We start from the raw sequence: 23,911 nt of genomic DNA, 5'->3' as shown, positions 1-23,911 counted from the left end.
GCCGCCCGTTTCGTGTCTGCGGGCTCAGCCCTCGGCGGCCCGGCGGCGGGCCACCTCGGCGAGGGTGACCGCGGCGGCGACGCTGGCGTTGAGCGATTCGACGTCGGACACCATCGGGATGCTCACCGTGAGGTCGCAGGTCTCGCCGACCAGCCGGGACAGCCCCCGGCCCTCGGAGCCGACCACGACCACCAGTGGGCCGACCGCGGCCTCCAGGTCGTAGAGGTCGGTCTCGCCGTCGGCGTCCAGGCCGACCACCACGAAGCCGGCGTCCTGGCAGGCCTTCAGCGACCGGGTCAGGTTGGTGACCTGGGCGACGGGCACCCGCGCGGCCGCGCCGGCGCTGGTGCGCCAGGCGGTCGCGGTGATCCCGGCCGCCCGCCGCTCCGGTACGAAGACACCCTGCGCGCCGAAGGCGGCGGCGGACCGGATCACCGCGCCGAGGTTGCGCGGGTCGGTCACGCCGTCCAGCGCCACCAGCAGCGGGGCGGTCTGCTCCAGCGCCGCCGCGACGAGGTCCTCGAAGGGCTCGTACGCGAACGGCGGCACCTGGAGCCCGATGCCCTGGTGCAGCACCCCGCCGGTCATCCGGTCCAGCTCGGCGCGGCTGATCTCCAGGATGGCGATGCCCCGGTCGGCGGCCGTCCGGACGATCTCGTTGACCCGGTCGTCCATGTCGATGCCCTGCGCGGTGTAGAGCGCGGTCGCCGGCACCTGGGCGCGCAGCGACTCCAGCACCGGGTTCCGCCCGACCAGCAGCTCCGGGGCGTCCTTCGACGGGTTGGACTTGCGGCCCGGGGCCACCCGGGGGCCGCCACGGCCGGCGGGGCGAGCGCCCCGGCCGGCGGTGCCGCGCCCGCCGCCGCCCGGCGTGCCACGACCGCCGCCCTTGCCCCAGGTGGTGTCCTTGCTGCCCGGTAGGCCGACCTTGGGGGCGCGCCCCTCCTCGGCCGCCGCCCGGCGCTCCTTGTCCTGCTTCCAGGCGGTGCGCTGGGGCAGCTTCTCGGTGCCCGAGTAGGCCTTGTGCCAGGGCCGCTCGTCGGCGGGCAGGGTCCTGCCCCGCCCGGCGAGGGCGTCCTTGTTCTTGCCGCCGGAGCCCTTCGGGGCTCCCGCCTTCGGCGTCAGTCGCCGGCCACGGCGCTGCGAGTTGCCGGCCATCAGTCCTGCTCTCCAATAGTCCAACGGGGGCCCTGGGGGGTGTCCTCGACCACCACGCCGGCCTGCTTGAGCTGGTCGCGTACCGCGTCGGCGGCGGCCCAGTCCTTGCGACCGCGGGCCTGCGCGCGCTGCTCCAGGGCCAGCGCGATCAGGGAGTCCACCACGCCGCGCAGGTCGTCCGCGCGGCCGCCACCGGTCCACGCCGGGTCGAGGGGGTCGACCCCGAGGATATCCAGCATGGCGCGGGCGGAGGCCAGCGCCGTGCGGACAGTCACATCGTCGCCGCCGGTCAGCGCGGTGTTGCCGTCGCGGACCACCTCGTGCAGGACGGCGAGCGCGGCGGAGGTGTTCAGGTCGTCGTCCATCGCCGCCGCGAAGGCACCCGGCAGCTCGCCGAGCTGGCCGGCGCCGACGCGCTCGGCGGCCCGCTGCACGAAGCCCTCGATCCGGCGGTACGCGACGGCCGCCTCGCGCAGCGCGTCCTCCGAGTAGTCGATGCGGGAGCGGTAGTGCGCGGCGGCGTAGTAGTAGCGCAGCTCCACCGGGCGTACCCCGAGCGAGTCGACGTACGCCAGGTCGAGGGCGTTGCCGAGCGACTTGCCCATCTTGGCGCCGGCGATGCTGAGCAGCCCGTGGTGCACCCAGTAGCGGGCGAACGGCAGCCCGGCCGCCTGGGACTGGGCGATCTCGTTCTCGTGGTGCGGGAAGGTGAGGTCCAGCCCGCCGCCGTGGATGTCGAACTCGGCGCCGAGGTAGCGCCAGCACATCGCCGAGCACTCGATGTGCCAGCCCGGCCGGCCCCGCCCCCACGGCGACGGCCAGTAGGCGTCCGCCGGCTCGTCGGGCTTGGCGCCCTTCCAGAGCGCGAAGTCGCGCGGGTCTCGCTTGCCCCGTTCGGGAGCGTCCCCCGCCGACTGCATGTCGGCGGGCGACTGGTTGGACAGCGACCCGTACGCCGGCCAGGAGCAGACGTCGAAATAGACGTCGCCGGAGCCGTCGGTGGCCGGGTAGGCGTGCCCGTCGGCGATCAGCTTGGCGATCAGCTCGTGCATCTCCGGGATGTGCCCGGTGGCCCGCGGCTCGTAGGTCGGGGTCAGCACGTTGAGCGCCCGGTAGGACTCGGTGAGGATCAGCTCGTTGGCGTACGCGATCGACCAGAACGGCCGCCCCCGCTCCACCGCCTTGACCAGGATCTTGTCGTCGATGTCGGTCAGGTTGCGGATGAAGGTGACCTCGTAGCCGGCGGCGAGCAGCCAGCGGCGCAGCACGTCGTAGTTGACGCCGGAGCGAAGGTGGCCGATGTGCGGCGGGGCCTGGAGGGTGAGACCACACAGGTAGACCCCCACCTTGCCGGCTTCCCGCGGGACAAAGTCCCGCACCGATCGGGTGGCGGTGTCATACAGGCGTAGCGTCACCGTACAAGGGTAGCCGTCCACGCTTTCCCGGGTCGGCCGGAGCCGGGTCGTACGCTGCTGGGCGTGGACACGACGGCGCGGGGCGGGGAGACGGCGCAGACGCTGGACCGGGGGCTGCGGCTGCTGCACCTGGTCGCCGACGCGCCGGGCGGGCTGACCGTCACCGAGGCGGCGAACCGGCTGGGCATCGGCCGGGCGGCGGTCTACCGGCTGGTGGGCGCGCTGACCGCGCACGGGATGCTGCGCCGCGACGGCGAGGGCCGGCTGCGTCTCGGCGTCGGGGTGCTGCACCTGGCCCGGCGGGCCCAGCCGCTGCTGGCCGAGGGGGCACTGCCCGCGCTGCGCCGCCTCGCGGAGCAGGCCGGCGCGACCGCCCACCTGACCGTGGTCGAGGGCGGGGAGGGGGTCGCGCTCGCCGTGGTGGAGCCGACGTGGACGGCGTTCCACGTCGCGTACCGGACGGGGGCGCGGCACCCGCTGGAGCGCGGGGCGGCCGGGCGGGCCATCCTCGCCGGCCGGGCGGGCGCCGCCGGCCCGGTGAGCACCGCCGGGGAGCTCCAGTCCGGGGCGTACGGGGTGGCCGCCCCGGTGCTCGGCGTGCCGGGGCTGGAGGCGAGCGTCGGGGTGGTGGCACTGGCGCCGCTGGACACCGAGGCGGTCGGCGCCCAGGTCCTCGCCGCCGCCACCGCCATCGCCACCGCCCTGTCCTGACCGGCCCTTACCACATCCGCCGGCCAGGCGGGCGGTTGTCCACAGGGGGCGTTCCGGGGCGCGGCGGTGGTCGTCCACAGGGGTGCCGGAGCGGGGCGGGCGGCGCGCAGGCTGACGCGCATGCCACCCGCACCCCATCGGCCCAGGGCCCTGGCCTGGCAGGTCTTCCGCGGCTCGGACGCGGTCCGCCAGGGGCTGCTCACCGAGCACCAGTTGCGCAGTTCGGCCTGGCTGCGCCTGCGGCACGACGTCTACGCCGACGCCCGCCTGCCCCGGGACCACGCCCTGGCCTGCCGGGCCGCCATGCTGCGGCTCCCGCCGGACGCGGTCGTCGCCGGCCCCTCGGCAGCCTGCCTGCACGGCGTCGGGCACGCCGCGGCCTTCACCGACGACGTGCACGTGCTCGTCCCGAGGACGACACGGCTCGGCCCGCAGCGCGGCCTGCGCGTGCACTCCGTGGGCCCGGCCGCGTCGCCGCCGCCCGCACCGGAGGCGGCCCTCAGGACCGCCGGCCCACCCCCGAAGACGGATCCCACCGCGGCGGCGTGGGAGACGGCGGTCTGGTTGGAGCCGTTCCGCGCGGTCGGCATCGTCGACGCGCTGCTCGCCGAGGGGCTCACCAGCCGCGCCGAGCTCGCCGATTTCGCCCGCCGCCACGCCGCCCGGCCCGGCGGCCGGCGGGCGGGCTGGGTGTTCGGCCTGGCGGATCCGGGCGCCCGGTCGCCGGCCGAGTCGGAGCTGCGGGTGCGGCTGGTGCTCGCCGGGCTGCCGCGCCCCGTCGCCCGGCACCCGGTCCGGCTCGCGTCCGGGCTCGGCTGGCACCTCGACCTGGCGTGGCCGGCGCTCCGCGTCGCCGTCGCGTTCGACGAGTCGCGGCAGGCCGGGGCCGATCGTGGGCACCTGGACCGGCTCGCCCGGCTCGTCGGCGCGGGCTGGCTCGTGGTGCACCTGACGGGTCGGCGGCTGCGCCACGACTTCCCGGGCGTCCTGCGCGAGGTGCGCGCCGCGCTCGCCGCCCGGGGCTGGCGGCCCTGACCGGACGTGTCATCCCCGGAGATCCGCCGACCGGACGGGCAACTCCGCCACCGTGGACACTTCGGCGTCCGGTTTCTCCGGCAGGCCGTTCCCGTGCGCGTGCAGCTCGAAGGCGGACTCGTCCGCGAGCCCGCGCTCAGGAGAGGGCGGCCTTCGTGGGGCGCGGCTCCGGGCGCTCCTCGGGCCGGGGCGCGCGCAGCTCGTCGACGCGCACCAGCGCGACGCCGGCGACGATCAGGGCGCCGCCGAAGAGCTGCACGACGGTCGGCAGCTCGCCCAGCACCAGCCAGGCGATGAGGACGGCGAACATCACCTCGGTCAGCCCGACGAACGACGACAGGCGGGCCCCGAGGATGCGGGTCGCGGCGATCCCGGCGAGGTACGCGACCACGGCGGCGACCAGCGACAGGCCGACGATCGGGAGCAGCCAGCTGGTGCGCTGCCCCGCGAAGGTGACCTCGCCGAAGGTGGCCCGCAGCGGCAGCGCCCCGACCGCCCCGAGCAGCAACAGGACGGCCGCGCCGACGGCCATGCCACCGCTGGCCATGGCCACCGAGGGCAGGCCCGCGTCGGCCCGGCCCGCGAGCACGAAGTAGCCGGCGAGGCCGACGGCCGCCCCCAGCCCCCACAGCACGCCCACCGGGTCGAGCCCGGTGGCGCCGGTCAGGTCGAGGACGAAGAACAGGCCGGCGATCGCCGCCACCGAGCCGGCCACGGTCAGCCGGCGGGGGCGGTGCCCGTGGACCAGCCACATCCAGCCCACGACCAGGATGATGCCGAGGTACTCCAGCAGCAGCGCGACGCCGACCGGCAGGTAGCGGACGGCGTTGAAGAAGCAGACCTGCGCGGTGGCGACCCCGAGCAGCCCGAACACGCCGATCGCGGCGACGTTGCGCCGCAGCACGTCCCACTTCCCGCGCAGGGAAAGCGCCGCGGGGATCGCCACCACCAGCGCGGCGATGCCGACCCGGGCCGCCACGGCGGCCTCGGCGGACCACCCCGCGTCGATCAGGGAGCGGGCGAACGTGCCCGACGTGGCGAACGTGACGGCGGAGAGCAGGGCGAGGCCGAGACCGAGCCCGGCGGCGGGTGGTTGGCGCATCGGTCCGCTCCTAGCTGTCATGAGTCAAATGTCGCTATGCTCATGACGCTAGGCCGGCGCCCCGACAGGAGTCAAGTTGCCATTCGCCCATGACACGGACTGCTCCCTGACCGCCGCCGCCGCGCTCGTCAACACCGACCGCCCCGACGGCGAGGGGCTGCCCGACATCGTCGCCCTGGACGCCTTCTACGTCGCGCACGGCTACACCGGGCGGCACGAGCACACCGAGGCCGAACTGCGGTCGGTACGCGACCTGCGCCCCCGGCTGCGCCGCATCTGGTACGCCGACACCGACGAGGTCGTCGCCATCCTCAACGGGCTGCTCCGCGAGAACCACGCGTTGCCGCAGCTCATCACGCACGACGACGAGCCGTACCACTTCCACGCCGTGCCGCGCGACGCGCCGCTGGCGGCCCGGATCGCCGTGGAGGCGGCGATGGCGATGGCGGACCTGGTGCGCTACGGCGAGCTGAGCCGGCTGCGGATCTGCGACCACCCCGACTGCGCGAACGTGCTCGTCGACCTGTCGAAGAACCGTTCCCGCCGGTTCTGCGACGCGGGCTGCGGCAACCGCGCCGCCGTCGCCGCCTACCGGGCCCGCAAGGGCCGCCTCCGGCCCTGACGCCTACTGACGCGGTCTCCGGGACCGACCGGGCGGAACCGACCGGTGACGGCGGGGCTCAAGGGTGGGTCATCCGGAGCAGGTCGAGCGCCTCGTCGAGCTGGGTCTCGCTCAGCTTGCCCGAGTCGACGTGCCCCCGGGAGATGACCACCTCCCGGATCGAGACCTGCTTGGCCAGCGCCTCCTTGGCGATCGACGCGGCCTCGTCGTACCCGAGGTGGCGGTTGAGCGGGGTGACGATCGAGGGCGAGCCCGCCGCGTACGCCAGACAGACCTCGGCGTCCGCGACCAGGCCGACCACCAGGCGGTCGGCGAAGAGGCGGCTCGACGCGGCGAGCAGCCGGACCGACTCCAGCAGGTTGCGACCCATGACCGGGAGCATGACGTTCAGCTCGAAGTCGCCCTGTGAGCCGGCGAAGCCGACGGCGGCGTCGTTGCCGATCACCTGGGCGCAGACCTGCCGCATCGCCTCGGCGACCACCGGGTTGACCTTGCCCGGCATGATCGACGAGCCGGGCTGGAGGTCGGGGATGCGCAGCTCGCGCAGGCCGGCCCGGGGACCCGAGCCCATCCAGCGGATGTCGTTGGCGATCTTGTAGAGGCCGACAGCGAGCGTGCGCAACTGCCCCGAGGTCTCCACCAGGGCGTCCCGGGCGCCCTGCGCCTCGAAGTGGTTGCGCGCCTCGGTCAGCGGCAACCCGGTCGCGCCGCGCAGCCGCTCGATGACCTTCGCGGCGAAGCCGAGCGGGGTGTTGATGCCGGTGCCCACCGCCGTCCCGCCGAGCGGTAGCTCGGCCAGCCGGGGCAGCGCCCCCTCCAGCCGCTCGATGCCGTAGCGCACCTGGGCGGCGTACCCGCCGAACTCCTGGCCCAGTGTCACCGGGGTGGCGTCCATCAGGTGGGTACGCCCGGCCTTGACCACCGTCTCGAACTCCGCCGCCTTGCCCTCCAGCGCCTCCGCGAGGTGGGCCAGCGCGGGCAGCAGGTCCCGCGCGACGGCCTCGGTGGCGGCCAGGTGGATCGACGACGGGAACACGTCGTTGCTGGACTGCGAGGCGTTCACGTCGTCGTTCGGGTGCACGTCCCGGCCCAGTTCCCGGCTGGCCAGGGTGGCGATGACCTCGTTGGTGTTCATGTTCGACGACGTGCCGGAGCCGGTCTGGAACACGTCGATCGGGAACTGGTCGTCGTAGCCGCCGTCGGCCACGTGCGCCGCCGCGACGGCGATCGCCGCGGCCACGTCCGCGTCGATCACGCCCAGCTCGCCGTTGACCTGGGCCGCCGCCCCCTTGATCTGGGCCAGCGCCCGGATCTGGGCCGGCTCGATGCCCCGGCCCGAGATCGGGAAGTTCTGCACCGCGCGCTGCGTCTGCGCCCGCCACAGCGCCTCGGCGGGCACCTCCACCTCGCCCATCGAGTCGCGTTCGATCCGGTAGCCCGTCGCCTCTGGAGTCGTCACGCGTACCATCCTGCCGCGTCGGCGAGGGACTCGCAGATGATCGCCCGGTCCAGCTCGGCAAGTGGTGGCAGGCCCCAGCGCCGCCGACGACGCGGCCGGGCGGCACAGTGCCCGCCCGCAGGTTCGTCGGTCGGCCGGGCCGGCCGTCTCCGCCGAAAAGTCGGGCGCGGGGCACCTACTCACGAACTTAAACTCGTGGAACTTTTCATCTCTCATGGAGGGTTCGTCTTGCACATCAACGGGGGCTCCACCGGCGTGCCCGCCACCCGCCGCCGGCGCGTTCCGCGCCGACTCCTGGCCACCGGCCTCGCCGCCCTGCTCACCGCCACCAGCGCCCTGGTCGTGACCGCCGCGCCGGCAACCGCCGGGGGGAGCCGGTTCATCCTGCCGACCAGCGGCGGTTGGACCGACGCCCGTCAGCCGTCGACCGCTTTCCCGGAGACCGACGGCACCGTGCCGATCGGCACCTGGGAGTCCGACGACGACAAGGGCACCTCGCGGGCCTACTTCACCTACGATCTCTCCCCGTTCCAGGGCAAGCGCATCATTCGTGCCCTCGGTCTCACCGAGGAGACGGCGGTCAACGAATGCGCGAAGCCACGCGAGATCGAGCTGTGGCGGACCGACGCACCGACCACCGCATTGACCTGGGAGACGTCACCCGCGGTTCGCGAGAAGATCGCTGACGTCGCGCCGACCGCTCCGTGCCGGGGGCAGCTGGAAGTGCTGCTCACCGAGGTGGTGCGGCAGGCGGTCGAGGCCGGACAGACCTCGATCACCTTCATGGCACGGATCGCCGGAGACCACGAGGACAAGCTGCCCTACGGCCGCCGGATCAGGGAACTCGGCATCTCCATCGACGCGAACACGCCGCCGGACGTGCCGACCAACCTGGGAATCAACGGATTCCCCTGCGCCGACGAGCTGCACATCGGCACGACCGCGCCGTACCTGGCGGCGAACGTCACCGACCCGGACGCGGCACCGTCGAACACCGAGCCGGTGACCGCCACCTTCGCCTGGTGGCCGGTGACCGACCCGACCACGCGGACCGAGTGGACGTCCTCGGCCAAGGCCGCCGGGTCGCCCTTCCGGTACGACGTTGCGCCCAACCAGCTGGTCGACGGGACGTACGCCTTCGCCGTGCGGGGCACCGACCGGACGGGCGACACCTCCGCCTGGTCGGCTGAGTGCCGGTTCACCGTCGACACCACCAGCCCGGCCCAGCCGACGGTCAGCTCGACCGACTACCCGGCCGACGACGGCTGGTACGGCGGCCCCGGCATCCCGGGCCGGTTCACCTTCTCCGCCAGCGGCGACACCGACACGGTGCGGTTCCGCTACAGCGTGTCCGGGCAGCCGGCGACCGACGTGGCGGCCGACGTCCCGGGCGGCTCGGCGACCGTCACCCTCACCCCGGACCGGGACGGGCCGAGGACGCTCACCGTCGAGGCGGTGGACCGCGCGGGCAACCGCTCCCCCGCCACGAGCTACGTGTTCCGGGTGCGCACCACCAGCCCGACGATCACCGACGGCAACCCGACGGCCGGGTACGGCCAGCCGCGCACCCTGACCTTCGCGCCCCGGATGGAGGACGTCGTCGAGTACGCCTACCGGCTCAACGACGGGCCGGAGCAGACCGTCGCCGCGGCCGCCGACGGCACGGCCACGGTCACGATCACGCCGACGAAGCCGGGCTACAACGACGTGTACGTCCGCAGCCGGACGGCCGGCGACCTGCCGTCGGGCGAGGGCACCTACCGCTTCTACCTGGCGACCAAGCCGACGGTCAGCTCCGTCGAGTACCCGATCAACAAGTTGCAGGGAGCGGTCGCCGGCACGCCGGGGACGTTCGTCTTCCAGGCCGGCATGCCCGGGGTGACGGAGTTCGTCTACTCCTTCGACGGGCTCCCCGCCCGGACGGTCGCGGCGGGCGCCGACGGCTCGGCGTCGGTGGGCTACACCCCGACGACCGCCGGGATCCACCGGGTCACCGTCTACACCCGGACCGGCGACGGGATCGTGTCGGAGACCTTCAGCGGCACGTTCTACGCCAGCCGGGCGAGCTGACCCACACAGACGACGAGGGGCGCTGGGCCGTTGCCCGGCGCCCCTCGCGCGTACGCCGGGTCAGCGGCGGCCGACGGTCAGCACCGGCTTGGTGACCTCGGCGAAGAAGTCGTTGCCCTTGTCGTCGACCACGATGAAGGCCGGGAAGTCCTCCACCTCGATCTTCCAAACCGCCTCCATGCCCAGCTCCGGGTATTCCAGGACCTCGACGTGCTTGATGCAGTCCTGGGCGAGCCGGGCGGCGGGTCCGCCGATCGAGCCGAGGTAGAAGCCGCCGTGCTGCTGGCAGGAGCGGGTGACCTGGGCGGACCGGTTGCCCTTGGCGAGCATCACCTGCGAGCCGCCGGCGGCCTGGAACTTCTCCACGTACGCGTCCATCCGCCCCGCCGTGGTCGGGCCGAACGAGCCGGACGCGTAGCCCTCCGGGGTCTTGGCCGGGCCGGCGTAGTAGACGGCGTGGTCGCGCAGGTACTGCGGCATGGGCTCGCCGGCGTCCAGCCGCTCGGCGATCTTGGCGTGCGCGATGTCGCGGGCCACCACGAGCGGGCCGGTCAGCGACAGCCGGGTCTTCACCGGGTACTTGGACAGCTCGGCGCGGATCTCGTCCATCGGCCGGTTCAGGTCGACCCGGACGACCTCGGCGGCGTCGAGCTGCGCGTCGGTGACGTCGGGCAGGTACCGCGCCGGGTCGGTTTCGAGGCGCTCCAGCCACACGCCCGACGGGGTGATCTTGGCGACCGCCTGCCGGTCCGCGGAGCACGAGACGGCGATCGCCACCGGGCAGGAGGCGCCGTGCCGGGGCAGCCGCACCACCCGCACGTCGTGGCAGAAGTAGCGCCCGCCGAACTGCGCGCCGATGCCGAAGTTGCGGGTCAGCTCCAGCACCTCCGCCTCCAGCTCCAGGTCCCGGAAGCCGTGCGCGGTCATCGAGCCGGAGGTGGGCAGCGCGTCGAGGTACTTGGCGCTGGCGTACTTGGCGGTCTTCAGCGCGTACTCGGCGGAGGTGCCGCCGATGACGATGGCCAGGTGGTAGGGCGGGCAGGCCGAGGTGCCGATCAGCCGCAGCTTCTCCTCCAGGAACTGCATCATCCGCGTCGGGTTCAGCAGCGCCTTGGTCTCCTGGTAGAGGTACGACTTGTTGGCCGAGCCGCCGCCCTTGGCCATGAAGAGGAACTTGTACGCGTCGGGGTGGCCGTCCGGGTCCTCGGCGTAGAGCTCCACCTGCGCCGGCAGGTTGCTGCCGGTGTTGCGCTCCTCCCACATGGTGAGCGGGGCGAGCTGCGAGTAGCGCAGGTTGAGCCGGGTGTACGCCTGGTAGACGCCGCGCGAGACGGCCTCGGCGTCGCTGCCGTCGGTGAGCACGTGCCGGCCGCGCTTGCCCATCACGATCGCGGTGCCGGTGTCCTGGCACATGGGCAGGACGCCGCCGGCCGCGATGTTGGCGTTGCGCAGCAGGTCGAGCGCGACGAACCGGTCGTTCGGCGAGGCCGCCGGGTCGTCGATGATCGACCGCAGCTGGGCCAGGTGCGCGGGGCGCAGGAAGTGCGCGATGTCGTGCATCGCCTCCGCGGTGAGGGCAGTGAGCGCCGTCGGCTCCACGGTGAGGAACCGGCGGCCTCCCGGGCCGTTGACGACGTCGACGCCCTCGTCGGTGACCAGGCGGTATTCCGTCTGGTCCGGACCGGTCGGCAGCAAGGGAGCGTACGAGAACGCGGCGGCACTGCTCATGAGCGGAAAGCCTAGGGCAGAAGGGTCGATCAGTTGCACCCGCCGGGTCGGTCCTGGGACGCCGCTCTCACCCGGGGCAGAGTTCCCGCTTCGGGCCGCAGCTGTCCGCCGGCCCGGGAACCCCCGCCGTGCCGCCCGGGACGCCGCCGGGACCGGGGACGCGGCCGTCGCCCGGGCCCGCTGGGACGACGGCCGCGCCGCCGAAGCGGACGTACCCGATCTCCCGTCCCTCGCCGATGACCATGCCGTTCGGGCCGACCGCGAGGGCGTTCGCCGCGGTCCGCAGGCTCGCCAGCTCCCGCCCGGTACGCGGGTCGAGCGCCACCAGCCGGGACGGCTTCTCGTCGGCGAGCACGGCCGCGTACGGAGTGAGCGCGGCGCCCGCCTTCGCACCGGCGGGACGGGTCCACCGGACGCGTCCGGTGCCCAGCTCGTGGCTCACCACCGCCCGCTTGTCGGCCGGGCGGACCAGGGCGTGGCGGTCGTCGACGGCGAGCAGCCGTTCCCCGGCGGCGGCCACCAGCAGCAGCCGCCCGTCGTACCCGTCGAGGACCGCCTCGCGGGCGTCCGGGGCGACGCCGATCAGCACGTTCCGCGCCCCCTGCGGGTCCTCCCGCTGCACGCAGCCGGCATTGTCGGCGGTGCGCAGGTTGACCCCGGCCCGCTGCCAGGTCTCGCGGCCCGTCGCCGGGTCGCGGCCGGAGATGGCGAAGTAGCAGGTGCCGTCCTGGGATCTGGCGGTGATCCGCAGGAGCCGGCCGCCGACCACCGACAGCCGCTCGTCCCGGCCGGGCTCGACGTTCTGGAGCACCCGCCCGGTGGCGGTGTCGAGCACGTGCACCCGGCCGTCGATGGGGAAACCGAGCAGCGGCGGCACCGCCTCCGGCCCCGCCACCTCCTCGTCGATCCGGACGGCGTCGAGCCGGCGGGTGCCGAGCAGCCCCGGGTTGTCGCCGAGCAGCCCGCTGCGCACCCCGGGCACGAAGGCCGTCCACACCGGGGCGGTGCCGCGCGGCTCCCAGGCGCTGATCGTGCAGTCGGTGGCGTCGACGCAGCGGGCGTCGAGCAGCAGGTTGCGGTACGTCCAGACGGCCACCGCGTCGCCGTCGCGCCGCCGCGTGGCGCCGGTGGTCGGGTCGAGCACCTCGTACCCCTTGACCAGGAGCTTGCCCACGACGACGACCGCGTCCCGGTCGCCGCCGGCCACCGCGGACCAGTCGGCCTTGCGCTCCCACAGCTGGTCGCCGGTGGCGAGGCTGCGCGCCTCCACCCGGGTGCGCTGCTCGACCACCACGGTGTCGCCCGCGATGGTCACGCTGCGCGGGGTGCCGCCGACCCGCTGCTGCCAGACCACGTCCGGCTCGGAGATCGGCTCGCTGCGGTCGACCCAGTCCCACACGCCGGGGAACGGGTTCCACACTCCGGTCGCGGCGAGCACGACGACCACGATCAGCGCGAGCAGCAGCCCGCCACGCCATCGGCCGCCCGCCTTCGCCACACGCACACCGTAGCGACGACCGCCGCGCTCCCGCCGTCCCGCGCCGCCGTGTCGCCGCCCTTTCTCCGCCCGGGTGCTGTAAGGAAGGGCCCCCTGTTATCGCTTTGTGTATAGGAAGGGCCCCTTCCTTACCCCCGGGCGGCGGAGCGGACCAGGGGGAGGGTGCGGTAGGGGATCTGCTCGGCCAGCGCGATGATCGTCGAGGCGCGGCGGATGTCCTCGTACGAGACGATCTGGTCGATCACCCGCTGGAGGTCGGTGTTCGAGCGGGCCACGATCCGGCAGAGCAGGTCGCTGGAGCCGGTGATGGTGTGCGCCTCCAGCACCTCGGGGATCGCGGCCAGGTGCGCGGCCACTCGGTCGTGCCCGTGCCGCTGGCTGATCTCCAGCGTGACGAAGCTGGTCACCCCGAACCCGATCGCCGCCGGGGAGATCTCCGGACCGAACCCGCCGACGACCCCCCGCTCGACCAGCTTGTCGAGCCGGGCCTGCACGGTGCCCCGGGCGACCCCGAGGCGCCGGGAGCACTCCAGGACCCCGATCCGCGGCTCCTCGGCGAGCAGTTCGATCAACCGGGCGTCGAGGGCATCGAGCTGTACAGCCTGACCAGCGTTCATGGCTGAATACCCTACTGAATGCGCAACCTGACCAGCTTCCACGCTGACAGTTGCCCAGTGCGCCGGGTCACCGCGATCCTCGCCACAGGAACAGCAGAACCACCCGCACCGACCACGGCGGCGGCCACGAGGCCGACCGGTACTTGAGGGAGACCGCGATGACCCAGGCGATCGACCGACCCCACGGGACCGACGACGTCGACATCGACGTGCTCGTCGGCGCCGTCGACCACGACATCAGCCGCGACCCGTTCCCCGTCAAGGGCCTCGACCACGTGCACTTCCTGGTGGGCAACGCCAAGCAGGCGGCGCACTACTACTCCACCGCGTTCGGGATGACCTGCGTGGCGTACCGGGGGCCGGAGCAGGGCTACCGCGACCACGCCCAGTACGTGCTGACCAGCGGCTCGGCCCGGTTCGTGCTGACCGGCGCGGTCCGCCCGGACGCGCCCGGCGCCGAGCACGTGACCAAGCACAGCGACGGCGTCTCCGACATCGCGCTGGAGGTCCCGGACGTCGACGCCGCGTACGCGCACGCCACCGCGCAGGGCGCGACCGGCCTCGTCGAGCCGCACGACGTCAGCGACGAGCACGGCACCGTCCGGCTGGCCGCCATCGCCGCGTACGGCGACACCCGGCACACGCTGGTCGACCGGTCCCGCTACACCGGCCCGTTCCTGCCCGGCTTCGTGGCCCGCAAGCCGATCGTGGACCGGCAGCCGATGATCGACGCCGGCGTCCAGCCGAAGCGCTTCTTCCAGGCCGTCGACCATGTGGTCGGCAACGTCGAGCTCGGCCGGATGGACGAGTGGGTCGAGTTCTACAAGCGCGTCATGGGCTTCTCGAACATGGCCGAGTTCGTCGGCGACGACATCGCCACCGACTACTCGGCGCTGATGAGCAAGGTCGTCGCCAGCGGCACCCGCAAGGTGAAGTTCCCGCTCAACGAGCCGGCGATCGCCCGCAAGAAGTCGCAGATCGACGAGTACCTGGAGTTCTACCAGGGCCCGGGCGCCCAGCACATCGCCGTGGCCACCAACGACATCCTGGCCAGCGTCGACGCGATGCGCGCCGCCGGCGTCGAGTTCCTGGACACCCCGGACTCGTACTATGACGACCCGGAGCTGCGCGCCCGGATCGGCCAGGTGCGGGTGCCGATCGAGGAGCTGAAGGCCCGCAAGATCCTGGTGGACCGGGACGAGGACGGCTACCTGCTGCAGATCTTCACCAAGCCGGTGCAGGACCGCCCGACCGTCTTCTTCGAGCTGATCGAGCGGCACGGCTCGCTCGGCTTCGGCAAGGGCAACTTCAAGGCGCTCTTCGAGGCCATCGAGCGCGAGCAGGAGAAGCGCGGCAACCTGTAACACTGTCGAGCGTGACGCAGCCTCCGTCGTACCCGACGTCGCCGGCCGGTGGGCCCACGCCCGCCGCCGGCGGCTTCGCGCCGCCCTCCGGCCCGACCAGCCAGGGGTACGCGGTGCCGCCGCAGTACGCCCCACCCGGACACGTCCCGCCGGGTTGGGCCCCGCCACCCGGCTGGTCCCCGCCGCCGGGCTGGACCCCGCACCCCGCGCCGCCGCCGCTCGGCCCCGGCGGCCAGCCGCTCGCCAGCTTCGCCGACCGGCTGCTCGCCGCGCTGATCGACGTCGGGCTGAGCACCCTGGTGGCGATGGCCCTCTTCCTGCCGCCGTTCCTGCTGCTCTGGTGGAACATGATGGCCGAGCTGACCCGGACCAACCCGGACGGCACCCTCGTCGAGACGGACCCCGGGTCCTTCATGACCGACCTCATGCTGCCGATACTCCTGCTCGAACTGGGCCTGTTCGTGGTGATGCTCGGGCTCTACTGGCTCTACCACGTGGAGTACATGAAGCGCACGGGGCAGACCTTCGGCAAGCGGGTGATGAAGCTGCGGGTCGTGCCGCTCGACCCGGCCGCCACGCTGGACCGGCGGATGGCCGGCAAGCGGTACGCCGTGCAGCACGTCGCCGCGATGTTCCTCCCCGGCCTCAGCTACCTCGACGGGCTCTGGCAACTGTGGGACAAGCCCTGGCAGCAGTGCCTCCACGACAAGTTCGCCGGCACCGTCGTCGTTAAGGTGTCTGCGTGAGCGAGCGCAGCGAGGCCAGGCCGTGAGCGTCGAACCGGGTTGGTACGTCGACCCGGCCGATCCGGACACCCGACGCTGGTGGGACGGCGAGGGCTGGATCGGCGCGCCGATCCCCGTCGACGCCACCCCGCCCGAGGGACCACCGCCGCCCGAGCCGCCGCCCGCGCCCGCCCCGACGCCGCCCGCGGCACCGGTCTCCGCGCCGGGCGCGCCCGCGGGCCGGCAACCCCACCCCGGGCAGCCGTACCCCGGGCAGCCTTATCCCTGGCAGCCGCCGCGGGGCCACGGTCAGCCGCAGGGGCCGCCGCCGGGCTGGTCGCCGGGGAACTGGCCGGGACGGCCGCCGGAGCCCCGCCCGCACGGGCTCCCGCTGGCCGGGTTCGGCGCCCGGCTGATCGCCCGGCTGATCGACTTCGCCATCGTGTTCGCCCTGAACGCCGTGGTGAACGGTTGGTTCGTGTGGCGGCTGGTCGAGGAGGTCACCCCGTACTGGCGGGAGGTGTTCCGGCGGGCGCTGGCCGGCGACACCTCCACCGAGGGGCTGCCGCAGCCCAGCGAGCAGGCCGGCGGCCTCCAGGTCGTCATCCTGCTGATCGCCACCGCGCTCTGGCTCGCGTACGAGGTGCCGACGACGGCCGCCGGCGGGCAGACCTTCGGCAAGCGGGTGGTGGGCGTCAAGGTGCTCCCGGTGGCCGCCGACGAGCCGCTCGGCTTCGGCCGGGCGCTGCGCCGGTGGAACACCCTCGGCCTGCCCACCCTGCTGTGGTACTGCTGCGGCCTCGGCCTGCTGCTCCAGCTCGTCGACGCGCTCTCCCCGCTCTTCGACCACCCGCTGCGCCAGGCCCTGCACGACAAGCGGGCGCAGACCGTGGTGGTCCAACTTCCCCGCACCCGCCGGACTACCCCGGACGACCGCACCGACCCCTCGGGAGACACCCCATGACCGACACCGGACGCCACCAGCCGGCGCTGCGGCTGACCCGCGCCGACCTGGACGCGCTGCCCAACTACGTGCCCGGCCGCAGCCCGGCCGACCTGGCCCGCGAGCTCGGGCTCCCCGAGGCGATCAAGCTGGCCAGCAACGAGGTCCCGTACGGGCCGCTGCCCGGCGTGGTGGAGGCCGTCGCCGGAGCCGTCGCCGGGGTGCACCGCTACCCGGACATGGGCGTGGTCGCGCTGCGCGAGGCGCTGGCCGAGCGGTACGGCGTGGACGCCGACCGGATCGCCACCGGCTGCGGCTCGGTGGCGCTGGCCGAGCACCTCGTCCGGGCCACCTGCCTGCCCGGGGACGAGCTGCTCTACTCGTGGCGCTCCTTCGAGGCGTACCCGATCATCGCGGCGACCAGCGGCGCGACCAGCGTGCGGGTGCCCAACGACGCCGGGCACGGGCACGACCTGGCCGCGATGGCGGCGGCGGTGACCGACCGGACCCGGATGATCCTGGTCTGCAACCCGAACAACCCGACCGGGACGTCCGTCCGCCGGGCCGAGCTGGACCGGTTCCTCGACGCGGTCGGCGAGGACGTGCTCGTGGTCATCGACGAGGCGTACCGGGAGTTCGTCACCGACCCCGAGGTGCCGGACGGGCTCACCTACCTCGACCGGCCGAACGTGGTCGTGCTGCGGACGCTCTCCAAGGCCTGGGGCCTGGCCGGCCTGCGGATCGGCTTCCTGGTCGCCCAGCCGGCGGTGGCGGCAGCCGTGCGCAAGGTCGTCACGCCGTTCTCCACCAGCATGGCCGCGCAGGCCGGCGCGCTCGCCGCGCTCGGGCAGGCCGACGAGGTGCAGCGCCGATGCGCCCTCGTCGTCGCCGAGCGCGACCGGGTGACCGAGGCGCTGCGCAAGCTCGTCCCGGACGTGCCGGCCAGCCAGGCGAACTTCGTCTGGCTGCCGCTGGGCGACCGGGCGGTGGACTTCGGCAAGGCGTGCGAGGCCCGGGGCGTGATCGTCCGGCCGTTCCCCGGCGACGGGGTCCGGGTCACCATCGGCACCCCGGCCGAGAACGACGCCTTCCTCGCCGCCGCCGAGGCGGCGCTGGCCTGAGCCGGGTCGACCCGATCCGGCCGGCCGCCGGGCGTCCGGCGGACGGCCGGATCGGGCGCCCGGCGGTGACCGGGCCGGTCCGCCATCCCCCCGCGGACCGACCCGGACGTCTCAGACGGCCGGCAGCGGCGGCCGGAACCGGGCGATCTCGAAGCCGGAGGGCGGCTCGCCGCCCGGCCCGCGCGAGTCGCGCACCTCGACCTGGCCCAACTCGCGGGTCAGGACACCACCGGGACGCCGGTGCCGAGGTAAATCGCGGCGGGCACGGCGATGTCCACCCCGACGGTGAGGGGGAGCCGGACCACCCGGGCCGACGGCGCGGCGTCGGCCGGTGACGCCGTGACCAGGATCAGGATCGCGCCCAACAGGGCGGCCAGGAGACGCACAAGTGGGACTATAGGTGACTTATGTCCGTTTTGTCGAGTAGCCGGGCGGGTGGCGTCCTCATGTCGCGGCGAGGATCACCGGCTCCGAGGTGAGGTAGTAGCGCTGGTCGTCGCCCGTCGGGTCGACCGGCTCGCGGAGCCGCTCCACGGCCACGAAGCCGCCCGCCGCGTACACCGCGCCGGGCGCCCAGCCGATCCCGTCCGAGCCCGCGTTCAACGCGAACCAGGACCGCTGCGCCCCCGTCACCGGGTCCAGCGTCACCAGGTCGTTCGTCTCGGTCAGCAGGTGCACCCGGCCGGGCTGGACGGCGATCAGCCGCGCCGCCGGCAGGTCGGGACGGCGCCACAGCTCCGCACCGGTACGGGCCGAACGGGCGACCGGCACCCCGTCGACCACCGCCACCGCCGTCCCGTCGACGAGTTCGGCGTCCGGCCGGTCCAGGGCGGGGGCGGGGACCGGCTCCCCGTCGCCGACCAGCCACCCCCGGCCCGCGTCCTCCCCCGGCGCGGCGGTCCGCAGGGCGGCGCACCCGACCTGGCCGGTCCCGCAGCCCACCGGCGTCGCCACCAGCTCGTCGCCGGCCCCGGGCGGCCGCCAACGGACGCCGACCACGCCGGTCGCGACGTCGCGGAACTCCACCACGGCCGGACCCGTGCACGCGTCCACGGTGATCAGCTGCCCCGACGCCGTCGTGCCGACCGCCTCCCGGCAGCCGGGGTCCGCGTCGGCCCGCCAGAGCTCACGGCCGTCGGCCAGGTCGATGCCGCGGGCGCCCGCGCCCGTCGCCACCACCACCTGCCGGCCGTCGTCGGCACGGGCGACGAAGACACCCTGGGGATCCCAGACCGTGGCCGCGCCGGTGCGCCGAACCGTCCGCTCCCCGACCGGCGCCGGTCCCGCCGCCTCCCAGGCCACCCGGCCGGTACGCGCGTCCAACGCCACGAGCCGCCCGTCCGACCAACGGCTGACCACCGTCGTCCCGCTCGCCACCACCCCGTCCAGCTCCGCCGGCCAACGCCGGTACGACCAGTACGGGGTGGTCCGGTGCCGGCCGCCGACCGGCCGGTCGGCGTAGATCTGGCGGTGGGCGGCGTAGACCCGCAGCCGGCCGTCCACGATCAGCGGGGCGACCGGGAGCCGGCCGACCACGCCGACGGCCGCGGCGGCGGCCGGCGGGTACGCCCCCCGGGCGGGCGTGCTGACCTCGGCGGGGGCGAGCACCCGGTAGACCGTCGCCGCGACGGCGGCGGTGGCGAGCAGCGCCGCGACCGCCACCACGATCCGTCGCCGGCCCTTCGGGAACCCCATGCGCACCTCCGCCCGGCACCCTACCCAGCGGGGCCGGTCAGGGCCCTGTCAGGTCGCCGCGCCCGCCCGGCCGCCCGTCTCGGAGCACGGGGTCGGGGCGGGCGACCCCGGCGCGGCGGGGCAATCAGGCCGACGGCCTGCTGGAGGTGACGGCGACGGCGACCCGGGTGGGCGCTCGCAGCCGCGCGCCCTCAGGCCGCCTCGGCGGTGCCGGTGGCCGCCGCCGAGGCCAGGTCGGCGAGGTCCTGCCGCAGGGCGCGCTCGACCGCCCGGGCGGCCAGCCCGCCGAGCAACAGCGCGAGCACCCGGCCGTACGGGGCGGTCGGCACCGCCTCCTGCTCGACGGTGACGGCGGTGCAGCCTCGGCGACGCCGCTCGACCGGGCGCAGCGTCCAGGTGATCCGGTAGTCCACCCCTGCGCCCCGCGAGCCGAGCACCAACCGCCGGGGCGGCTCGGCCTCGATGACGACGAACTCCTCGACCAGCGCCGTGCCGTCTGGCTGGGAACGGGTCTCCCGCCAGGCGGTGCCCGGGCCGAACGCGCCGGGGGTGAGCACCTCCACCGGGCCGGTGAAGCGCCGGGTGCGGGCAGTCAGGTCGGTCAGCAGTCGCCAGAGGTCGGCGTCGTGCGCCTCCACGAACTCCGTGACCGCCACCGTCGACATGCCACCTCCCGTGGCGTCGACGGTACGCCGGGTGAGCACGGAACGGGGCCCCCGGGAGCGGATTTTCCACCGCCGGAGGCCCCGATCCCGGGTCGGCGCCCGGTCAGCGGCCGAACTGACCGGCCCGGATCCCGCCCACGAAGGCCGCCCACCCCGGCGGGCTGACCGCCAGCGTGGGGCCGGCCTGGTCCTTGGAGTCGCGTACGCCCACCACACCGAGGACGTCGACCAGGTTGTCCGCCACCTCCACGCAGAGGCCCTGGTCGTTCGAGCGGCTGCTGGTACGCCAGACCGCGCCCGGGAGATCGTTCATCGTCGTCACCTTTCCTGTCGTCGGGACGCCCGCCGGCGGCCGGGACCGGGACCGGACAGGTGGGGCGTCCGGCCCGGCCCGGCGCGGCATGGCGACGGAATCCGCGACGATCAACGGGGAAACGACGGACCCCGGTCGCACAGATGGTGCGACCGGGGTCCGTCGTGCGCGCGGAGGTGGGCGGGGACGGGCTGGCGGAGGTGACGCCGGCCGTTCGCGCGGCTCCGCCCGGCCCGTCGGCGGTCGGGTCAGCGCGCGGCGACGACCGTCCCGGTCACCTCGCCCAGGGCGATGGTGGTGCCGTCCGGGCCGGGCGCGGTGGCCGTGATGCTCACGGTGTCGCCGTCCTCCAGGAACGTGCGGGTCTCGCCCCCGGCGAACTTCACCGGCTCGGCCCCACCCCACGTCAGCTCCAGGAACGAGCCGACCTGCCCCCGCTCCGGCCCGGAGACGGTGCCCGAGGCGTAGAGGTCGCCGGTGCGCAGCGAGGCGCCGTTGACGGTCAGGTGGGCCAACTGCTGCGCCGGCGTCCAGTACATGGTGGCGAACGGCGGCTCGCTGACGCGCTCGCCGTTCCACTCCACGGCGAGGCGCAGGTCCAGCCCGAGGTGCGGCACGTCGCGCAGGTAGTCGGCGACCGGCGGGTCCTGGTCGGGCGCGGGGACGAAGGCGTCGCCGAGCGCGTCCAGCGGGGTCACCCAGGCGGACACCGAGGTGGCGAAGGACTTGCCCAGGAACGGGCCGAGCGGCTGGTATTCCCAGGCCTGGATGTCCCGGGCCGACCAGTCGTTGACCAGCACCACGCCGAACACGTGGTCGGCGAAGTCGTGGGCGGGGACCCGCGTGCCCAGCCGGCTGGGCACGCCGACCACGAAGCCGACCTCGGCCTCGATGTCGAGGCGTACGGACGGGCCGGTGACCGGGCCCTGCGCGGTGGCCCGCTGCCCGCTGGGCCGCACGACCGGGGTGCCGGAGACGACCACCGTGCCGGCCCGGCCGTGGTAGCCGATCGGCAGGTGCTTCCAGTTCGGCAGCAGGGGCGGTTGACCGGGGCGGAAGATCTGCCCCACGTTGCCCGCGTGGTGCTCCGAGGAGTAGAAGTCGACGTAGTCGGCCACGTCGAACGGCAGCACCATCCGCACCTCGTCCAGCGGCACCAGCAGCGGCTCCACCGCTGGCCGGTGGGCGGCGTCGGTGAGCAACTCGGTCACCCGCTGCCGGACGGACGTCCACTGTGGGCGACCGAGGGCCATGAAGTCGTTGAGGGTGGGCCGGCCCAGCGTGCCGGCCGCCAGCACCAGGCCGGCCTCCTCCGCGCCGGCCAGGTCGAGCACGAAGTCGGCGATCCGTACGCCGACGCGTGGCTCGCGCTCCCCCTGGCGGAACACCCCGTACGGCAGGTTGGCCACCCCGTACGGCGATCCGTCGGCACCCGTCACCCAGCTCATGCCGGCCCTCCGCTGCGCTCCGGGCCGCCCTGAGGCGTCACCGGCCTGCAATGATGATTCGCTCGCTGACGCTCGCTCATGCGTCGAAGCCCCCGTTCACCAGCCCCAGCCGGATCAGATCGGTCAGTGGTTCCAGGATGCTGCACGAGCCGAAGCCGACCCACAGCGGGCGCGCGGCGGCCGGCGCGCCCTCGACGCGCTGCACCAGCGGGCGCGGGTCGGTCGCGGTGAGCAGCTCGGTGACCCGCTCCACCCCGGCGCCCTCGGCGGCGGCCAGCGTCGCGGCCAGCACGTTGACGAAGCCGTGGTGGGTGAAGCCGGTCTCCGGGTCGAGGTGCCGGACCGCCTCGTGCAGCCCGGCGGTCAGCTTGAACGGCAGGCCCCGGTCCCGGCAGGCGCAGATCACCGCGGCCAGCTCGGCCGGGGTCGGGAAGAGTTCGGCGGCCAGCCCGCCGGTGCGGAACTTCGCCGCGACCGGCAGCCCGTCGGCGCGGGCCGCGGCGAGCGCGTCCAGCGCCCCCATCAGCCCGAACGTCAACGGCACCTCGGCGTAGACGGCGAGCCCGCTGGCGGGCTCGTCGGCCCGGTTCGCCCGCCGGGCCAGCCCGACCAGCTCGGTCAGGCCCGGCAGCGGGTCCTCGCCGCGCTTCGCGACCGCCGCCTCGACCTGCCGGACGCGGATGCGCGGGTCGACTCCCACCCGCGCCTCGTCGAGCCGGGCGACCGGCACGTCGCCGATGACGCCGACCTCGATCTCCTCTCCCGCGTCGAGCAGCGCGGCCAGCTCGGGCAGCCGCGAGGCGGGGACCAGGAGCGGGCCGACCAGGTCGGCGTACCAGGAGGCGCGGTGCCGCCGGTGCGCGGCGACGGCGTCGGGCAGCGGCGCGCTGCCGGGCGGGAAGACGGCGGCGTCGTCGACGAGGCCGTCGAGAAGCGCGGGCACCTGCGTTGACACGAGACAAGAATGTACGGGACGCTACGAGGAACGGACAACAGTGTCCGATTATCGGACGCCGTTGGATCGGTGAACGGGACGAACCGGGAGGCGAGATGCCGTACTACCGCAGCGTCGGCGAGGTGCCACGCAAGCGCCACACCCAGTTCCGTCAGCCCGACGGCAGCCTCTACGCCGAGGAGCTGATGGGCCAGGAGGGCTTCTCCTCCGACTCGTCCCTGCTCTACCACCGGCACGCGCCGACCGCGATCGTGGCGGCCGAGGAGTTCGCCCCGCCGGCGTTCACCCGGGTGCCCAACCTGCCGCTCAAGCCCCGCCACCTGCGCACCCACAAGCTCGACGGGGCGGGCGCGGACCCGGTGCTCGGCCGGCAGTACCTGCTCGCCAACGACGACGTGCGGATCGCGTACGTGCTGGCGGACCGGCCGTCGCCGCTGTTCCGGGACGCGACCGGCGACCACTGCCTGTACGTCGAGTCGGGCACCCTGCGGGTCGAGTCGACGTTCGGCGTGCTCGACGCGGTGGCCGGCGACTACGTGGTCATCCCCACCTCGACCATCCACCGGCTGGTGCCCACCGGCGACGAGCCGGTCCGGCTGCTCGCCGTCGAGGCGGCCGGTCACATCGGCCCGCCCAAGCGCTACCTCTCCGTCCGGGGCCAGTTCCTGGAGCACTCGCCGTACTGCGAGCGGGACGTGCGCGGGCCGGACGCGCCGCTGCTGGTGGACGAGACCGACGTGGAGGTGCTGGTCCGGCACCGCCGCGGTTGGACCCGCTACGTCTACGCCCACCACCCGTTCGACGTGGTCGGCTGGGACGGCCACATGTACCCGTGGGCCTTCTCCATCCACGACTTCGAGCCGATCACCGGCCGGATCCACCAGCCGCCGCCCGTGCACCAGACGTTCCAGGGCCCGAACTTCGTGATCTGCTCGTTCGTGCCGCGCAAGGTGGACTACCACCCGGACGCCATCCCGGTGCCGTACAACCACCACAACGTCGACTCCGACGAGATGCTCTTCTACACCGGCGGCAACTACGAGGCCCGGCGCGGCTCCGGCATCGAGCAGGGCTCGATCTCGCTGCACCCGTCCGGCTTCACCCACGGCCCCCAGCCGGGCGCCGCCGAGCGTTCGATCGGCGCCGACTTCTTCGACGAACTGGCCGTCATGGTCGACACCTTCCGCCCGCTCGACCTGTGCGACGCCGCCGGGTCCTGCGAGGACGACGGCTACGCCTGGACCTGGGCGCGCCGTCCATAGCCCCC

General features: G+C 74.2%; 22 protein-coding genes. 9 read left to right on the top strand and 13 right to left on the bottom strand.

What is annotated here, in order from left to right; genetic code table 11:
- Positions 1–24: 24 nt before the first annotated feature.
- Together rlmB and cysS are read right to left on the bottom strand one after the other, a co-directional pair.
- Complete coding sequence (gene rlmB / locus ACGF5C_RS17625) at positions 25–1,158, bottom strand: 23S rRNA (guanosine(2251)-2'-O)-methyltransferase RlmB (protein ID WP_393302839.1); 1,134 nt, start codon at positions 1,156–1,158, stop codon at positions 25–27.
- Entirely contained in the window at positions 1,158–2,573 is a 1,416-nt protein-coding gene (gene cysS / locus ACGF5C_RS17620) for a cysteine--tRNA ligase (protein WP_393302837.1), read from the bottom strand. The genes rlmB and cysS overlap by 1 nt, the downstream gene beginning before the upstream one ends.
- Before the next feature lie 63 nt (positions 2,574–2,636).
- On the opposite strand from cysS, the gene ACGF5C_RS17615 reads away from it, so the two are divergent.
- Complete coding sequence (locus tag ACGF5C_RS17615) at positions 2,637–3,284, top strand: IclR family transcriptional regulator (protein WP_393302835.1); 648 nt, start codon at positions 2,637–2,639, stop codon at positions 3,282–3,284.
- 120 nt (positions 3,285–3,404) lie between these two features.
- Complete coding sequence (locus ACGF5C_RS17610; RefSeq protein ID WP_393302834.1) at positions 3,405–4,319, top strand: hypothetical protein; 915 nt, start codon at positions 3,405–3,407, stop codon at positions 4,317–4,319.
- A 136-nt stretch (positions 4,320–4,455) separates the two neighbouring features.
- Here the strand turns inward: ACGF5C_RS17610 and ACGF5C_RS17605 are convergent, their stop codons facing one another.
- Positions 4,456–5,421 carry a DMT family transporter gene (locus ACGF5C_RS17605; RefSeq protein WP_393302832.1) on the bottom strand — a complete coding sequence of 322 codons (966 nt, stop codon included), beginning with the start codon at positions 5,419–5,421 and terminating at the stop codon, positions 4,456–4,458.
- Positions 5,422–5,497: 76 nt separating this feature from the next.
- On the opposite strand from ACGF5C_RS17605, the gene ACGF5C_RS17600 reads away from it, so the two are divergent.
- On the top strand, positions 5,498–6,043 hold the full coding sequence (locus ACGF5C_RS17600; RefSeq protein WP_393302830.1) for a CGNR zinc finger domain-containing protein: 546 nt from the start codon (positions 5,498–5,500) through the stop codon (positions 6,041–6,043).
- Positions 6,044–6,101: 58 nt separating this feature from the next.
- On the opposite strand, the gene ACGF5C_RS17595 is transcribed toward ACGF5C_RS17600, so the two are convergent.
- On the bottom strand, positions 6,102–7,511 hold the full coding sequence (locus ACGF5C_RS17595; RefSeq protein WP_393302828.1) for a class II fumarate hydratase: 1,410 nt from the start codon (positions 7,509–7,511) through the stop codon (positions 6,102–6,104).
- Between the two features lie 219 nt (positions 7,512–7,730).
- Between ACGF5C_RS17595 and ACGF5C_RS17590 the strand changes: the two genes are divergently transcribed.
- Positions 7,731–9,572, top strand: coding sequence for a hypothetical protein (locus ACGF5C_RS17590; RefSeq protein ID WP_393302826.1), 1,842 nt, complete (start codon positions 7,731–7,733; stop codon positions 9,570–9,572).
- Between the two features lie 60 nt (positions 9,573–9,632).
- Here ACGF5C_RS17590 and ACGF5C_RS17585 read toward each other — a convergent pair whose 3' ends face one another.
- The 3 genes from ACGF5C_RS17585 to ACGF5C_RS17575 form a co-directional block, all read right to left on the bottom strand.
- Positions 9,633–11,300 carry a fumarate hydratase gene (locus ACGF5C_RS17585; RefSeq protein ID WP_357702141.1) on the bottom strand — a complete coding sequence of 556 codons (1,668 nt, stop codon included), beginning with the start codon at positions 11,298–11,300 and terminating at the stop codon, positions 9,633–9,635.
- A gap of 67 nt (positions 11,301–11,367) precedes the next feature.
- Positions 11,368–12,798 carry a PQQ-binding-like beta-propeller repeat protein gene (locus tag ACGF5C_RS17580; RefSeq protein ID WP_393302824.1) on the bottom strand — a complete coding sequence of 477 codons (1,431 nt, stop codon included), beginning with the start codon at positions 12,796–12,798 and terminating at the stop codon, positions 11,368–11,370.
- 128 nt (positions 12,799–12,926) lie between these two features.
- Positions 12,927–13,415 carry an Lrp/AsnC family transcriptional regulator gene (locus ACGF5C_RS17575; protein WP_393302822.1) on the bottom strand — a complete coding sequence of 163 codons (489 nt, stop codon included), beginning with the start codon at positions 13,413–13,415 and terminating at the stop codon, positions 12,927–12,929.
- 158 nt (positions 13,416–13,573) lie between these two features.
- Here ACGF5C_RS17575 and hppD point away from each other — a divergent pair, with 158 nt between their 5' ends.
- Genes hppD through hisC form a run of 4 tightly spaced genes read left to right on the top strand, consistent with a single transcriptional unit; the run spans position 13,574 to position 17,568 of the window.
- Positions 13,574–14,779, top strand: coding sequence for a 4-hydroxyphenylpyruvate dioxygenase (hppD, locus tag ACGF5C_RS17570; protein WP_393264515.1), 1,206 nt, complete (start codon positions 13,574–13,576; stop codon positions 14,777–14,779).
- Positions 14,780–14,790: 11 nt separating this feature from the next.
- Positions 14,791–15,525: an RDD family protein gene (locus ACGF5C_RS17565; RefSeq protein ID WP_393302820.1), complete on the top strand. Its 735-nt coding sequence runs from the start codon at positions 14,791–14,793 to the stop codon at positions 15,523–15,525.
- Positions 15,526–15,547: 22 nt separating this feature from the next.
- Positions 15,548–16,468, top strand: a complete 921-nt coding sequence (locus tag ACGF5C_RS17560; protein WP_393302818.1) for an RDD family protein — start codon at positions 15,548–15,550, stop codon at positions 16,466–16,468.
- Positions 16,465–17,568: a histidinol-phosphate transaminase gene (gene hisC / locus ACGF5C_RS17555; protein ID WP_393302816.1), complete on the top strand. Its 1,104-nt coding sequence runs from the start codon at positions 16,465–16,467 to the stop codon at positions 17,566–17,568. Before ACGF5C_RS17560 ends, hisC begins: the two co-directional genes overlap by 4 nt.
- 218 nt (positions 17,569–17,786) lie before the next feature.
- On the opposite strand, the gene ACGF5C_RS17550 is transcribed toward hisC, so the two are convergent.
- The 6 genes from ACGF5C_RS17550 to ACGF5C_RS17525 all read right to left on the bottom strand — a co-directional run bounded on the left by ACGF5C_RS17550 (position 17,787) and on the right by ACGF5C_RS17525 (position 22,644).
- Positions 17,787–17,954: a hypothetical protein gene (locus ACGF5C_RS17550; RefSeq protein ID WP_357702127.1), complete on the bottom strand. Its 168-nt coding sequence runs from the start codon at positions 17,952–17,954 to the stop codon at positions 17,787–17,789.
- A gap of 58 nt (positions 17,955–18,012) precedes the next feature.
- Complete coding sequence (locus ACGF5C_RS17545) at positions 18,013–19,263, bottom strand: PQQ-binding-like beta-propeller repeat protein (RefSeq protein WP_393302814.1); 1,251 nt, start codon at positions 19,261–19,263, stop codon at positions 18,013–18,015.
- 191 nt (positions 19,264–19,454) lie between these two features.
- Entirely contained in the window at positions 19,455–19,928 is a 474-nt protein-coding gene (locus ACGF5C_RS17540) for an SRPBCC domain-containing protein (RefSeq protein WP_393302812.1), read from the bottom strand.
- 103 nt (positions 19,929–20,031) lie between these two features.
- A complete protein-coding gene (locus ACGF5C_RS17535; protein WP_357463406.1) occupies positions 20,032–20,241 on the bottom strand; it encodes a DUF397 domain-containing protein in 210 nt (69 codons plus the stop codon).
- A 248-nt stretch (positions 20,242–20,489) separates the two neighbouring features.
- Positions 20,490–21,689 (bottom strand): fumarylacetoacetase, encoded by a 1,200-nt coding sequence (fahA, locus tag ACGF5C_RS17530; protein WP_393302810.1) that lies wholly within the window; start codon positions 21,687–21,689, stop codon positions 20,490–20,492.
- A gap of 76 nt (positions 21,690–21,765) precedes the next feature.
- Complete coding sequence (locus tag ACGF5C_RS17525) at positions 21,766–22,644, bottom strand: hypothetical protein (RefSeq protein ID WP_393302808.1); 879 nt, start codon at positions 22,642–22,644, stop codon at positions 21,766–21,768.
- Between the two features lie 95 nt (positions 22,645–22,739).
- On the opposite strand from ACGF5C_RS17525, the gene ACGF5C_RS17520 reads away from it, so the two are divergent.
- Positions 22,740–23,906, top strand: a complete 1,167-nt coding sequence (locus ACGF5C_RS17520) for a cupin domain-containing protein (RefSeq protein WP_350706746.1) — start codon at positions 22,740–22,742, stop codon at positions 23,904–23,906.
- Positions 23,907–23,911: the final 5 nt, after the last annotated feature.

It is taken from the genome of Micromonospora sp. NPDC047620 (assembly GCF_043205005.1).
In the GTDB taxonomy this organism is placed as follows: Bacteria; Actinomycetota; Actinomycetes; order Mycobacteriales; family Micromonosporaceae; genus Micromonospora.
This window is presented reverse-complemented; position numbering and strand designations above follow the sequence as displayed.

Coding starts and splice junctions, on each gene's coding strand:
- ACGF5C_RS17585 (WP_357702141.1), bottom strand. CDS start 11,300: ATGAGCAGTGCCGCCGCGTTCTCGTACGCTCCCTTGCTGCCGACCGGT.
- ACGF5C_RS17540 (WP_393302812.1), bottom strand. CDS start 19,928: ATGTCGACGGTGGCGGTCACGGAGTTCGTGGAGGCGCACGACGCCGAC.
- rlmB (WP_393302839.1), bottom strand. CDS start 1,158: ATGGCCGGCAACTCGCAGCGCCGTGGCCGGCGACTGACGCCGAAGGCG.
- hisC (WP_393302816.1), top strand. CDS start 16,465: ATGACCGACACCGGACGCCACCAGCCGGCGCTGCGGCTGACCCGCGCC.
- ACGF5C_RS17610 (WP_393302834.1), top strand. CDS start 3,405: ATGCCACCCGCACCCCATCGGCCCAGGGCCCTGGCCTGGCAGGTCTTC.
- ACGF5C_RS17535 (WP_357463406.1), bottom strand. CDS start 20,241: ATGAACGATCTCCCGGGCGCGGTCTGGCGTACCAGCAGCCGCTCGAAC.
- ACGF5C_RS17595 (WP_393302828.1), bottom strand. CDS start 7,511: ATGGTACGCGTGACGACTCCAGAGGCGACGGGCTACCGGATCGAACGC.
- ACGF5C_RS17575 (WP_393302822.1), bottom strand. CDS start 13,415: ATGAACGCTGGTCAGGCTGTACAGCTCGATGCCCTCGACGCCCGGTTG.
- fahA (WP_393302810.1), bottom strand. CDS start 21,689: ATGAGCTGGGTGACGGGTGCCGACGGATCGCCGTACGGGGTGGCCAAC.
- hppD (WP_393264515.1), top strand. CDS start 13,574: ATGACCCAGGCGATCGACCGACCCCACGGGACCGACGACGTCGACATC.
- ACGF5C_RS17520 (WP_350706746.1), top strand. CDS start 22,740: ATGCCGTACTACCGCAGCGTCGGCGAGGTGCCACGCAAGCGCCACACC.
- ACGF5C_RS17545 (WP_393302814.1), bottom strand. CDS start 19,263: ATGGGGTTCCCGAAGGGCCGGCGACGGATCGTGGTGGCGGTCGCGGCG.
- ACGF5C_RS17605 (WP_393302832.1), bottom strand. CDS start 5,421: ATGCGCCAACCACCCGCCGCCGGGCTCGGTCTCGGCCTCGCCCTGCTC.